This window comes from Gordonia lacunae, assembly GCF_002149015.1.
GTDB lineage: Bacteria > Actinomycetota > Actinomycetes > Mycobacteriales > Mycobacteriaceae > Gordonia > Gordonia lacunae.
Window position 1 is genome coordinate 20,732 of sequence record NZ_NGFO01000031.1, and the last position, 13,121, is coordinate 33,852.

Consider the following 13,121-nt stretch of genomic DNA (forward strand, 5'->3'; position numbering starts at 1 on the left):
GGCTGAACTCATGCAGCGCTTGAGTGGACTGGACGCATCGTTTCTCTACCTCGAGACGCGTTCGCAACTGATGCACGTCATCGGTCTGTTCGAGATCGACCCGAGCACCATGCCTGGCGGTTACCGGTTCGACAAGATCCGCGCGGAGATGGAACGACGCATCGCGGCCATTCCCGCGTTCCGGCGCAAACTCGACAACTCGTTGCTCAACATCGACCACCCGGTGTGGATCGAGGACGAGGACTTCGACATCGAGCGCCACGTCCACCGCGTCGGCGTGCCGGCACCCGGCGGTGCCGGCGAGGTCGCCGAACTGTGTGGTCATCTCGCCGGTCAGACGCTCGACCGGGGGAAGCCGCTCTGGGAGCTCTGGATCATCGAGGGGCTCGCCGACGGCCGGGTCTGCGCGATGCTGCGCATGCACCACGCCGGGACCGATGGTGTGACCGGCGCCGAGTTGCTGGCGCAGATGTGCACGCTCACACCGGAACCGCCGGAGCTCGATGCCGAGAAGGTGGGGGAGTCGGCGGGGCCGTCGTCGCGTGTCGCGATGGCCGCGGGTGGGGCGGTCAACTACTTCGTCCAACGTCCACTGGCGATGGCCAAACTGCTGCCCCGGACGCTCAGCGTGCCGGTCGGCTGGTTGCGTCGCGCACAACAGGATTCGGCGATGCCGGCTCCGTTCCGTGCGCCTCGGACGCGGTTCAACGCACCCATCACGCCACACCGGAGCATCGCCGTCACCCAGCTCTCGCTCGACGACGTGAAGCGTGTGAAGGACCACTTCGGGGTGAAGATCAACGACGTCGTGCTGGCGATGGTCGGTGGGGCGCTGCGCACCTATCTGCTCGAACACGACGAGCTGCCCGATCGCCCGCTGGTCGGGATGGTTCCGGTCTCGGTGCACGGTGCCGACGAGAAGGACCTGGTCGTCGAAGGGACCAACAAGGTCACCGGCATGTTCACCCAGCTGTCCTCCGACGAGCCGGATCCCGTTGCCCGCCTCCAGAAGCAGGCCGAGCTGAGCCGCACCTCGAAGGAGCACCACGCCGAGATCGACGCGAACATCCTGCGGTCCTGGGCTCAATTCGCCCCGGGCACAACGCTGTCCACCGTGATGAAGATCTACGGCGACCGTAATCTGGCCTCGGCGCACCCGCCGGTGTTCAACGTCCTGGTGTCCAACGTCGCGGGTCCGGACTTTCCGCTGTACTTCCTCGGCGCCCGGGTGACCGGCGTCTATCCGCTGGGCCCGATCTTCCACGGACTGGGACTGAACATCACGGTGTTCTCCGCCGACGGCCATCTCAACATCGGCATCGTGGGGTGCACCGATCAGACCCCGGACCCCTGGGCGATCGCCAACGCCTTCGACGATCAGCTCAAGCAGCTGCTCGCCGCCTGCGACTGATCCGAGAGGGCCCAGACTCACGGGCCTGCCCTGCACCCCGCTCCCTGATCCGAAAGAACCGGATAACCCCTGCTCCCTGAGGAGCGCCCGGAGCTTGCGGAGGGCGCGTCACGAAGGGTCTCGGCGAGACGAGTTGCGAGACCCTTCGTGACGCTCGCAAGCTCGCTCCTCAGGGAGCCGTGAATGTGGTCGCGCACCGAGCCACGAAGGGGCTCGCAAGGCGTCCCACCAGGCCCTTCGAGGCTCGCCGACCTCGACGCGCTCCGTCGTCGCTTGCTCGGCCCGGCGGCGTGCGGAGTCCTCTCGTGGTCCCCGACGGCCGTCAGGTCGCAGGTGATGAGGGTCCACTCGCCGATACGGCCCTGTGTAGGGTTCATCGCATGTCGAGTCCAGAGGCGAACGAGTCGGGGGCTGCCGGTCTCACCGCCAGTCCCGCCGACCACTAGATCTCCCGGTCCTCCCGGGTCGCGCCGAGCGTAGACGCTCCGCGCACTGGCCGTGGTGACGAGAAGAATCCCTTGTCGCATCTCTCACCTCGGAGTTCGCCATGCCGTTCATGCTGTACCTACTCGCCTGTGCTGTCTGTGCCATGGGCACCTCGGAATTCATGCTGGCCGGTCTTCTCCCGGCGATTGCGTCCGACCTGGGAGTCACCATGGGTGCCGCCGGTGTCCTGACGTCCGGGTTCGCCGTCGGAATGGCGGTCGGCGCACCGCTGATGGCCGGTTGGACTCGACGATGGGCACCACGGCTCACATTGCTGTGGTGTCTGCTCGTGTTCGCGTGCTGTCACGTGCTCGCCGCGATCACGACGGACTATTCGATCCTGCTGACCACCCGAGTGGTCAGCGCGTTGGCGAATGCCGGATTCCTCGCTGTCGCGCTGGGCCTTGCCACGCAACTCGTACCAGCCGACCGCAAGGGCCGGGCGCTGTCGATACTGTTGTCCGGCACGACAATCGCGATGGTCGCGGGTGTTCCCGCGGGGGCACTGATCGGTACCGCGCTGGGGTGGCGGGCGACGTTCTGGTGCGTCGCGGGGCTCTGCCTTCTGGTGACTGCCGGCCTGGCTCGGGGTTGGTCCAAACACGCCGCCGTCGCCGCGTCGAGCACCACGACGAGTCTCGGGGCTGAACTGCGTCAGTTGCGCTCGCCGGGGTTGCTCGGTCCGATGCTGCTCGGAGCTCTGGTGAACGGGGCCACGTTCGCCGCCCTCACCTACCTGGCCCCGATCGTGACCGAGGTCTCCGGTCTCGCCGAAGGTCTCGTCGCTGTCGTGCTGATGCTGTTCGGCGCGGGTTCGTTCGTGGGTGTCGCGATCGCCGGGCGACTCGCCGACCAGCGGCCCGGGCTCCTCCTCGGTGTGGGAGGACCGCTACTGCTCGGGGGCTGGATCGCGCTCGCGCTGGTGGCGTCGTCGCCCGCGCTCCTCCTGACATTCGCCTTCGTGCAAGGGGTGCTGGCATTCGGGGTCGGGAGCGCGGTGATCACCCGGGTCCTCTACGGCGCGTCCGAAGCGCCCACGATGGGTGGTTCGTACGCCACTGCGGCGCTGAACACCGGGGCGGCGGCTGGTCCTGTATGCGGAGCACTCGGTCTCGCCGAGGCAGGTGCCCTGGGAGGCGTCTGGGTGGCTGTCGCGGGGACCGCCGGTGCCGGCCTGGTCGCGGTGCTGTCCTGGCCGACCCTCACATCACCGAGTCCCGGACATGCCCCCCGCCAGCTGGTCGAGCCAGACCCGCGCCGACGCATCCGAGGGTGAGCGCCAATCGCCGCGGGGGGACAGCGACCCACCCGACCCGATCTTCGGACCGTTGGGCATCGCCGAGCGTTTGAACTGGTTGCCCATGAACCGCTTCAGGAACACCCCGAGCCAGTGGTCGATGGTCTCCGCGTCGTACTCGTTGCGTTTGTCCTCGGTCAGGAGATCCGACCACGGACCACGGGTGCGGTCGCCCCACGCCTGCCGCGCGAGGTAGGCGATCTTGGTCGGTCGGTAACCGAACCGCGTCAGGTGATAGAGGAAGAAGTCGTGCAGTTCGTAGGGCCCGACGGTGTCCTCGGTGCTCTGGATCCGGCCGTCGTCTCCGGCGGGCACGAGTTCGGGGGAGATGACGTCGTCGAGGATCTCGACCAGGGTCTCGGTGGTCTCCGCCGAGTGGTGCCCGCTGGTGATCATCCACCGGATCAGGTGCTGGATGAGCGTTTTCGGCACCGAACCGTTGACGTTGTAGTGCGACATCTGGTCGCCGACGCCATAGGTGCACCACCCCAGTGCGAGTTCCGACAGATCGCCGGTCCCCAGCACGATGGCGCCGTTGGCGTTCGCGAGGCGGAACAGATGCGAGGTCCGTTCGCCCGCCTGCACGTTCTCGAAGGTGACGTCGTAGACCTTCTCGCCGCGCGCGTACGGATGGCCGAGGTCGGCGAGCATCTGTTCGCACGACGGCCGGATGTCGATCTCGGCGCCGCTCACCCCGAGGGAGTCCATGAGCGCGTGGGCCCGTCGGAGCGTGGGTCCGCCGGTCGCGAAGCCGGGCATCGTGTAGCCGAGGATGTTGGTGCGCGGCAACCCGAGTCGGTCGAAGGTGTCGACCGCGACGAGGAGCGCGAGCGTCGAGTCCAGACCCCCGGAGACGCCGATGACGATCTTTTCCAGGCCCGTCGAGCGCAGTCGCTGGGCGAGCCCCTGCACCTGGATGGAGCGGACCTCGGCGCAGCGTTCGTCGCGGTCGGCGGAATCCGCCGGCACGTAGGGGAACCGGGGGATCACCCGCCGGACCACGTCCTCGTCGCCGGACAGCTCACCGAAGCTGAAGTCGATGCGGCGCAACGACTTCAACCGGTCGGCGTGGTCGCCGACCTGGTCTCGCAGGCTGATCATGCGCATGCGTTCCTGCCGCAACCGGTCGAGATCGATGTCGGCGGAGATGATCTGGTCGGTCGTGGCGAACTGCTCGCTCCGCGCGAGGAGCGAGCCGTTCTCGGTGATGAGGGCGTCACCGTCCCAGGCCAGGTCGGTCGTCGACTCGCCGAACCCCGCGGCGACGTACACGTGGGCCGAGATGGTGCGCGCGGAGTGTCCGGTGCACAGGTTGGTGCGATAGCCCTCTTTGCCGATGGTGACCGGGCTGCCCGACAGATTGGCCAGCACCGTCGCACCGCCGAGAGCCGCCCACGTGCTCGGCGGGATGGCCACCCAGCCGTCTTCGCAGATCTCGACGAACAGTGCGAAGCCGGGGAGATCGCGGGCCTCGAAGACGAGATCGGCGCCGAATGGGACCTCCTCACCGCCGATCGACACGGTCGTGGGGATCGCGTCGCGCGCCGCGGCGAAGAAGCGCTGCTCGTAGAACTCGCGATAGTTCGGCAGGTAGGACTTCGGGACGACGCCCAGGACGGCACCGTCGTGGACGACGGCGGCACAGTTGTAGAGACCGTCGCCGACGAGCATCGGCAGCCCGACGCAGAGAACCGGCTTCAGCCCGGCGCTGGCGGCCACGATCTCATCGAGCGCGGCGCGGCACCCGTCGAGGAGGGCGTCCTGGTGGAAGAGATCGTCGACGCTGTAGCCGCAGAGCCCGAGTTCGGGAAACACGACCAGGCAGGCGCCGTCGTCGGCGGCCCGCGTCGCGAGTTCGACGGTGCGCGCGGCGTTGACCGCGGGTTCGGCGATCGTCAGGACGGGTACGGCGCCGGCGACCCGGGCGAATCCGTTTGCATAGACAGACACTCCGACACCCTAATCGCGGGCGGGCCCCGGTGCCCTCCGCTAGGAGCGCCACCAGGTGTCGTGGATCTCCACGGGGGTCGTGCGCTTGTGCCGGTTGCGGTGCCAGGCGGCCTCGATCTTCTCCGCCGCCTCGACGGGGATCTCGCGACCCTCGAGGTAGTCGTCGATGTCGTCGTAGCGCAGGCCGAGCTCATCCTCGTCGGTCTGGCCGGCCTTCTCGTCCAGCAGGTCGGCGGTCGGGACCTTCTCCCACAGCTGCGGTGGCGCCCCGAGGTGGCGCAGCAGCGCGCGACCCTGCCGCTTGTTCAGTCCGGAGAGCGGCAGTACATCGGCCGCGCCGTCGCCGTGTTTGGTGAAGAAGCCGGTGACGTTCTCGGATGCGTGGTCGGAGCCGATCACCAGCAACCCGCGGTCGCCGGCCAGAGCGTACTGCGTGACCATCCGGTGCCGCGCCTTCGCGTTGCCCTTGGTGAAGTCGGTGAGGCCGGTGCCGGTGGCGCGTTCGATCTCGGCGTTGAGAGCGTCGACGCCGGGCGCGACGTTGACGGTCACGACCTCGTCGGCGGCCACGAAATCGAGGGCCGCGGCCGCGTCGTCCTCGTCGTGCTGAATCCGGTAGGGCAGCCGGACTCCCAGGAACACGGCCTCGCCGCCGTCGGCCCGGACCCGGTCGGCAGCCAGCTGTGCCAGGCGTCCGGCCAGGGTGGAGTCCACCCCGCCGGAGATGCCGAGGACATAACCCTTGGCGCCGGTGGCGCCGAGGTAGTCGGCCAGGAACCGGACCCGGCGCTCGACCTCCGCGTCGGGTTCGATGGCGGGCTTCACCCCGAGGGCGTCGATGATGGTTCGCTGGATCTCACGCATCGTCCCAGTGTGCGCCATCGGTCAGTCCTCGCGCGGGATCCGCACGCCGACGAGGTGCGCCCCCGGGTCCGGGGCCATCCCGATGCGGTCCCACGGGTGGGTGATCCGGACGACCGCGTACGCCGAGGTGGGGAACCGTTCGACGTACCCGTGCGGGTCGAGTGTGAGGGCGGTCGCCGGCATCCCTGGCTCGTGACCGACGACGAGGATCGTCTGCGCGTCGGCGGGCGCGTGGAGGCGGAGGGACTCGAGGATCTCCTCGGGTGCGCCGCCGTAGATGTCCTCGACATAGGTCACCGGCGCGTCGACGCCGGTCCGGGCGAGTGTCTGACGGGTGCGCGTCGACGTCGAACAGAGCACCGCGTCGACCCGTAGGCCCTCGTCGGCCATCCATCGTCCGGCGAGCGCGGCCTGCCGGTCGCCACGTTCGGCCAGCGGACGGTCGTGGTCGGATGTCGCGGGCGGGTAGCCCGACTTGCCGTGCCGCATCAGGATCAGCGTGCGGAGCTCGCTCATGCGGCGCCGTGCCGCCGGTCGCCCTGGCCGGACTCGGCACCCATCATCCGCAGCACCCGCACGGTGGCGCGCCACGCCGCGGCCTCCTGCCGGAGAAAGGCCGCGTGCTCGTCGTCGCCGCGGGCCTCGGCCTCCTCGGCGGCGACGTCGAACTCCAGATACTCGTCGACGGCACAGGCGATGAATTCGCCCACCGAGGTGCAGTCGGTGCAGGCCACCTCGATCGCGGCGGCGTCGAGGGTGGCCAGTCGTTCCAGCTCTGACCGATAACGCATGGGTTCGAATCTACGTGGTCCGGGCAGGTGGTGGGTGTTCCGACACCGTCGATCTCGGCTCGGGCGACTCCGGCGGCGCCGCGAGTGCGGGGAGCCGCCGTTACCCTGGGGATCGTGCACACCTGGGTACCCGCGCTCCTCGCGGTGCTGGCCGCGTTGATGATCGCGGCGGGCACCGTGTTGCGTCAGCGCGCCTCCCGGGTGAACGGTGCCATCACGCCGGGTTGGTGGGCGGGTGCGGCGATCGCGCTGTGCGGCTTCGGTTTGCAGGCGTCCGCGCTCGGGCTGGGTTCGATCCTGCTCGTGCAGCCGCTGGTCGTGCTGGCGGTGCTGTTCGCCCTTCCGCTGGAGGCCTGGGCCGACCACCGGCACCCGGCACGCATCGAGTGGGCGTGGGGCGGGGTGCTGGTGGCGTGCGTCGTCACCTTCCTCATCGTGGCGCGTCCCGAACCGTCGATGCGGCGCCCCGACGCACTGTTGCTGTGGGGCACGGTGGGGGCGGTGGTCGGCGTCGTGGTGGCGTTGGTGATCTTCGCTCATCGGTCGAGTCCGCACTACAAGGCGCTGTTCTACGGGCTGGTCGCCGGCATCCTGTTCGGCGTCTCGGCACTCCTGGTGAAGACGGTGATCTACCAGGTCACACATCATTTCTGGCGCACCTTCGTCCACCCCGAGATCTATCTCTTCGTGCTGGTGGTGGTCTGCGCGATCCTCGCCCAGCAGATGGGCTTCGGTGCGGGCGATCTACAGACGTCGTTCCCGTCGATGACGGTCGCCGAGCCGGCCGTCGCGATGGTTCTCGGTGTGCTGCTGCTCGGTGAGAACCTCAAGGTGTCGGTGCCGACCGCGCTGTTCCTGGGGATCGTGCTCGCGATCATGGTGCGCGCGGTGTGCGAACTCGCGAAGCTGTCGGCGGTGCGGGGGTACGAGCAGGCGGTGGCCGCCGAGGAATCCGCTGCGGAGGAGGCCGCCGCTGTCGAGGACACCGCCGCAGCCGAGGTCGCTGCCGAGCAGGCCGCGGCGGGGGAGCCGGGCACGGCGAGGTCGCGGCCGGTGGTCTGACACCAGCCGCGACGTCAGGTGATGTCAGATCTCCTGCGAGATCCCCTCGGCCCATTCGGCGGCCTGCTTGGCCGGCTTGATCGCCGACGAGTTGTCGTGGCGGGCGTGCTCGCCCACCTGGACCGCGCCGCGCTTGGTGAGCATCTCGGCGACGATCTCGCCACCGCGGTTGAACGTGTCGTAGATCGAGTCCCCGAGACCGAACACCGCGAACCGCAGGCCGGTGAGGTCGGGGTTCACACTCTCGAGTTCCTCGGCGAAGGGCTCGGCGCCGGTCGGCAGTTCGCCCTCACCGTAGGTCGAGCACACGATGACGAGGAAGTCCTCGGGGTCGAGGTCCTCGACCGCGAACTCGCTCATGTCGTAGATCGAGGGGTCGTGGTCGGCGGCCAGCGTGTCGGCGATGGCGTCCGCGACGAGCTCGCCGTTCCCGGTTTCGGTTCCGTAGAGGATGACAACCGACATGTGAACTCCTCTCGACGTCGGCGTTTTCGCAAAGCGAGGGTAGCCTAACCGGCTCGTCGGCGCGAAATCGCTGGTGAGCAGGGGGTTGGAAGAAATACTTGGATGTCCTACTATGTGGTGACACCGGCCATACCCCCAACGAAGTCGAAGGTGATCTCCGTGTCCGCTCCTGCTGTCCCCTCGATCCCGCACTACCTGAACGGCAAGCGCGTTCCCGCCGAGGGCGGACGCTTCGCCGACGTCTTCAACCCCAGCACGGGAGCCGTGCAGTCCCAGGTCCCGCTGGCATCGACCGACGAGGTCTCCGCCGCGATCGCGACCGCATCGGCCGCGCAGAAGGAGTGGGCCGCCTGGAACCCGCAGCGTCGTGCCCGCGTCCTGATGCGGTTCGTCGACCTGGTCAACAAGAACGCCGACGAGCTCGCGACCACGCTGTCGCTCGAGCACGGCAAGACCCACGCCGACGCGCTCGGCGACATCCAGCGCGGCGTCGAGGTGATCGAGTTCGCGATCGGCATCCCGCACCTCATCAAGGGTGAGTTCACCGCCGGTGCCGGCGGCGGCATCGACGTGCACTCCATCCGTCAGCCGCTCGGTGTCGTCGCGGGCATCACGCCGTTCAACTTCCCGGCGATGATCCCGCTGTGGAAGGCCGGACCCGCGCTCGCATGCGGCAACGCCTTCATCCTCAAGCCCAGCGAGCGCGATCCGTCCGTGCCGGTGCGGCTGGCCGAGCTGTTCACCGAGGCGGGTCTGCCCGACGGCGTTTTCCAGGTCGTGCACGGTGACAAAGAAGCGGTCGACGCGCTGCTGACCCACCCGGACGTCAAGGCCCTCGGCTTCGTCGGTAGTTCGGACATCGCGCAGTACATCTACTCGACCGCGGCCGCGCACGGGAAGCGCTCACAGTGCTTCGGTGGCGCCAAGAACCACGCGATCATCATGCCCGACGCCAACCTCGACCAGGTCGTCGACGCTCTGATCGGTGCGGGCTACGGCAGCGCCGGTGAGCGCTGCATGGCGATCAGCGTCGCGGTCCCGGTCGGCGAGCAGACCGCGGACCGGTTGCGCGCCAAGCTGATCGACCGGGTGAACGCGCTGCGTGTCGGCCACAGCCTGGACCCCAAGGCCGACTACGGGCCCCTGGTCACCGCCGCCGCCCTCGAGCGGGTCCGCGGGTTCATCGACAAGGGTGCCGAGGAGGGTGCCGAGGTCGTCATCGATGGACGCGATCGCGCCAACAACGAGCAGACCTTCGGCGACGAGGACATCTCGAAGGGCTTCTTCATCGGCCCGACCCTGTTCGATCACGTCACCAAGGACATGACCATCTACACCGAGGAGATCTTCGGACCGGTCCTGTCGATCGTGCGTGCCGGCGACTACGAAGAGGCCCTCGCCCTGGCGTCGGACCACCAGTACGGCAACGGTGTCGCGATCTTCACCCAGGACGGCGACGCCGCCCGCGACTTCACGGCTCGCGTCGACGTCGGCATGGTCGGCGTGAACGTGCCGATCCCGGTTCCGGTGGCGTACTACACCTTCGGCGGCTGGAAGCGTTCGGGCTTCGGCGATCTCAACCAGCACGGCCCGGCGTCGATCCAGTTCTACACCAAGACCAAGACGGTGACGACGCGCTGGCCGTCCGGCATCAAGGACGGCGCCGAGTTCGTCATCCCCACGATGGACTGATCGGCGTTGACCACTTTCGCCGATGCCGCGGTCGCTCGGCTCGACGGTGACGAGCGTGTCATCGTCGAGACCGCAGCGGGTTTCGCGGCGAAGAAGCTGGCGCCGTTCGCGCTGGAGTGGGACGCGTCGAACCACTTCCCGGTCGACGAGCTGCGCGAGGCGTCGGAACTCGGGATGGGCGCCATCTACTGTGCCGAGGATGCCGGCGGCAGCGGTCTGCGGCGCCTCGACGGGGTCCGCATCTTCGAGCAACTGGCGTACGCCGATCCGGCCGTCGCGTCGTTCCTGTCCATCCACAACATGTGCACGTGGATGGTCGACAAATACGGGACCGACGACCAACGTTCGACGTGGGTACCGCGCCTGGCGACCATGGAGACGGTCGCGAGCTACTGCCTGACCGAGCCGGGTGCCGGCTCGGACGCGGCCGCGCTCGCGACCCGTGCCGAACGGTCCGGCGACGAGTACGTGCTCACCGGGGTGAAGCAGTTCATCTCCGGCGCCGGGTCGTCGGACCTCTACGTCATCATGGCGCGCACGGGTGAGGCCGGGGCCAAGGGCATCTCGACGTTCCTGGTCGAAAAGGGCTCGCCCGGGCTCAGTTTCGGAGCCCAGGAGCACAAGATGGGTTGGCATGCGCAACCCACCGCCCAGGTCATCCTCGACGAGGTGCGCGTGCCCGCGGGCAATCTCCTGGGCGGTACCGAGGGCATCGGGTTCGGGATCGCGATGAACGGGCTGAACGGTGGCCGCATCAACATCGCGGCGTCGTCGCTCGGCGGTGCGCAGGCCGCGTTCGACAAGGCGGCCGCCTATGTCGCCAGTCGTCGTGCCTTCGGGAACGCGCTGATCGACGAGCCGACGATCCGGTTCACCCTCGCGGACATGGCCACCTCGCTGCAGGCCTCCCGGCTGATGTTGTGGCAGGCGGCGTCCGCCCTCGACGACGACGCGCCCGACAAGGTCGAGCAGTGTGCGATGGCGAAGCGTTTCGTCACCGACACCTGCTACGAGGTCGCCGACCAGGCGTTGCAGCTGCACGGCGGATACGGGTATCTCACCGAGTACGGAATCGAGAAAATCGTCCGCGACCTCCGTGTGCACCGCATCCTGGAGGGGACCAACGAGATCATGCGCGTCGTGCTCGGCCGCTCGATCGCGACCCGCTACCGGGACAGCTGAACCCGCTCCACACAACCACTTTCGTAGGAAGCAGAGACAATGACGACGATCGCCTTCCTCGGCCTCGGCAACATGGGCGGCCCGATGGCCGCCAACCTGGTGAAGGCCGGCCACACCGTTCGCGGGTTCGATCCGGTTCCCGAGGCGGTGACGACCGCGCAGGACAACGGCATCGAGACCTTCCCGGCCGCGATCGAGGCCGTGGCCGCCGCCGAGGTCGTGATCACGATGCTTCCCAACGGCGGCATCGTGAAGAAGCTGTACGACGACATCCTGCCGGCGACCCCGACCGGTGCACTGTTCATCGACTCGTCGACGATCTCCGTCGACGACGCGCGGGAGATCCACCGGCGCGCCACCGAACACGGCTTCGCGCAGGTCGACGCCCCGGTCTCGGGTGGGGTCAAGGGTGCCGTCGCCGGCACGCTCGCGTTCATGGTCGGCGGTGAGGACGAGGCCTTCGCCGCCGCGCGCGGAACGCTGGACCCGATGGCGGGCAAGATCATCCACTGCGGTGCCGCAGGTGCCGGCCAGGCCGCCAAGGTCTGCAACAACATGGTCCTCGCCGTCCAGCAGATCGCGGTGGGCGAGGCGTTCGTCCTCGCCCAGAAGCTGGGCCTCGACGATCAGGCGCTCTACGACGTGATCACCGGTGCCACCGGCAACTGCTGGGCCGTGCAGACCAACTGCCCGGTTCCGGGTCCGGTCCCGACGTCGCCGGCGAACAACGACTTCAAGCCGGGCTTCGCGACCGCCCTGATGAACAAGGACCTCGGCCTGGCGATGGACGCCGTCGCCAGCACCGGGTCGCGCGCACCGCTGGGCACCCACGCCGCACAGCTCTACCGCGGTTTCGCCGAACAGCACGCCGACCTCGACTTCAGCGCGATCATCACGTCGCTGCACTGAGGTCCGCATCGGCCTCACTGCGAAAGCCGAATGACGTTGTGCCCGGTTTCCGGGTGCAACGTCATACGCGTTTCAGGCGGCTGATCGGCGGAGCGCGGCGTGGATGTGCGTGGCGACCTGGGTGGGTCGTTCGATGAGGTCGGTCCAGGTGAAGTTGAGGACGGTCCATCCGTTGGCGGTGAGCAAGTTGCGTTTCGTCCGGTCGCGCTGGAACGTGGCCGCGTCGCGGTGAAAGGCGAAGCCGTCGATCTCGACTGCGATCTTCGTGCCGGGGAAGGCGAAGTCGATGAAGTGGCCGAGGGTGGGCATGTTCGCGATCCAGCCGGTGATGCCGGCGGTGATGAGCAGTTCGGTGGTGAGTCGTTCGGCTTCCGATCGTGCGCCGTCGCCGAGGAGCCGTAGGTAGGTGGCGACTCGTGGTGCCCCGTGTCGGTTGGGGTAGCGGTCTCGGGCGGCGTGGAGGGCGTCGAGGGTGACGCGGGTGGTCAGTAGCGCTGAGTCGAGGATGCCGATCCCGATGTCGAGGGAGGCGTCGAGGACGGTCAGAGCGGCGGCCGTCGTCGGGAGTCCGTGGTGGATGGTGATGTCATCGGCGTGCAGCGGTCGGTAACGGACCAGTGCGGTCGCAGACGAGCGTCGGGCGGTGCCGTGGGTTGGTGTGTAGATGAGGTGTTTTCGTGGTTCGTCGTTGTGGAGCCCGAGCCACCAGGCGGCGGCTGTGCCGCCGAGTACGGCACTGGTGTGGACCGACAGGACCGCGATGCGTGTCTGAGCGCGGGCTGTGCGTGGGTGCCCGGCGACGAGATATACCCCGCGTGCCACGGCTTTCCAGTCGCCGGCGGTGAGTCTGCGGTGGATGGCCGAGGAGCTGACGCCGCAATCGCGGGCCTGCCGGGTGGAGAACACGCCGTCGCGGCGGGCGGTCAGTTCGGCGATGTCCATGGTGTTTCGACGCAACCGATCGGCGTGCGGTTCCATCGTCGGGTAGCTCCGACCCCCGTATGAGGTTATG

The 13,121-nt window shown here is 68.3% G+C and carries 12 protein-coding genes; 6 read left to right on the top strand and 6 right to left on the bottom strand.

The genetic code is table 11. The features are described 5' to 3' along the window. Positions 1–10: 10 nt before the first annotated feature. Both CA982_RS21405 and CA982_RS21410 read left to right on the top strand, forming a co-directional pair. Positions 11–1,411: a WS/DGAT/MGAT family O-acyltransferase gene (locus tag CA982_RS21405; protein WP_086537225.1), complete on the top strand. Its 1,401-nt coding sequence runs from the start codon at positions 11–13 to the stop codon at positions 1,409–1,411. Positions 1,412–1,958: 547 nt separating this feature from the next. Next, complete coding sequence (locus tag CA982_RS21410) at positions 1,959–3,173, top strand: Cmx/CmrA family chloramphenicol efflux MFS transporter (protein ID WP_086537205.1); 1,215 nt, start codon at positions 1,959–1,961, stop codon at positions 3,171–3,173. Here the strand turns inward: CA982_RS21410 and CA982_RS21415 are convergent. Genes CA982_RS21415 through CA982_RS21430 form a run of 4 tightly spaced genes read right to left on the bottom strand, consistent with a single transcriptional unit; the run spans position 3,105 to position 6,799 of the window. After that, positions 3,105–5,144 carry an NAD(+) synthase gene (locus tag CA982_RS21415; protein WP_086537206.1) on the bottom strand — a complete coding sequence of 680 codons (2,040 nt, stop codon included), beginning with the start codon at positions 5,142–5,144 and terminating at the stop codon, positions 3,105–3,107. The genes CA982_RS21410 and CA982_RS21415 overlap by 69 nt on opposite strands. A 39-nt stretch (positions 5,145–5,183) precedes the next feature. Next, positions 5,184–6,008: an ammonia-dependent NAD(+) synthetase gene (gene nadE, locus CA982_RS21420; protein ID WP_086537207.1), complete on the bottom strand. Its 825-nt coding sequence runs from the start codon at positions 6,006–6,008 to the stop codon at positions 5,184–5,186. Positions 6,009–6,029: 21 nt separating this feature from the next. After that, positions 6,030–6,524 (bottom strand): SixA phosphatase family protein, encoded by a 495-nt coding sequence (locus tag CA982_RS21425; RefSeq protein ID WP_086537208.1) that lies wholly within the window; start codon positions 6,522–6,524, stop codon positions 6,030–6,032. Further along, positions 6,521–6,799 carry a hypothetical protein gene (locus CA982_RS21430; RefSeq protein ID WP_086537209.1) on the bottom strand — a complete coding sequence of 93 codons (279 nt, stop codon included), beginning with the start codon at positions 6,797–6,799 and terminating at the stop codon, positions 6,521–6,523. The genes CA982_RS21425 and CA982_RS21430 overlap by 4 nt, the downstream gene beginning before the upstream one ends. 114 nt (positions 6,800–6,913) lie before the next feature. Between CA982_RS21430 and CA982_RS21435 the strand changes: the two genes are divergently transcribed. Then, positions 6,914–7,861, top strand: coding sequence for a DMT family transporter (locus CA982_RS21435; protein ID WP_086537226.1), 948 nt, complete (start codon positions 6,914–6,916; stop codon positions 7,859–7,861). Between the two features lie 24 nt (positions 7,862–7,885). Here CA982_RS21435 and CA982_RS21440 read toward each other — a convergent pair whose 3' ends face one another. Beyond that, a complete protein-coding gene (locus CA982_RS21440) occupies positions 7,886–8,326 on the bottom strand; it encodes a flavodoxin domain-containing protein (protein ID WP_086537210.1) in 441 nt (146 codons plus the stop codon). A gap of 102 nt (positions 8,327–8,428) precedes the next feature. On the opposite strand from CA982_RS21440, the gene CA982_RS21445 reads away from it, so the two are divergent. From CA982_RS21445 to mmsB, 3 genes are read left to right on the top strand one after another with little or no spacing between them, the layout of a single operon-like run. Further along, positions 8,429–10,018, top strand: a complete 1,590-nt coding sequence (locus tag CA982_RS21445) for a CoA-acylating methylmalonate-semialdehyde dehydrogenase (protein WP_414961770.1) — start codon at positions 8,429–8,431, stop codon at positions 10,016–10,018. A 6-nt stretch (positions 10,019–10,024) separates the two neighbouring features. Next, positions 10,025–11,200, top strand: a complete 1,176-nt coding sequence (locus CA982_RS21450; RefSeq protein WP_086537211.1) for an acyl-CoA dehydrogenase family protein — start codon at positions 10,025–10,027, stop codon at positions 11,198–11,200. A 39-nt stretch (positions 11,201–11,239) separates the two neighbouring features. Beyond that, positions 11,240–12,109, top strand: coding sequence for a 3-hydroxyisobutyrate dehydrogenase (gene mmsB / locus CA982_RS21455; RefSeq protein ID WP_086537212.1), 870 nt, complete (start codon positions 11,240–11,242; stop codon positions 12,107–12,109). A 72-nt stretch (positions 12,110–12,181) separates the two neighbouring features. Here mmsB and CA982_RS21460 read toward each other — a convergent pair whose 3' ends face one another. Beyond that, entirely contained in the window at positions 12,182–13,051 is an 870-nt protein-coding gene (locus CA982_RS21460; RefSeq protein ID WP_086537228.1) for a type IV toxin-antitoxin system AbiEi family antitoxin domain-containing protein, read from the bottom strand. Positions 13,052–13,121 lie beyond the last annotated feature (70 nt).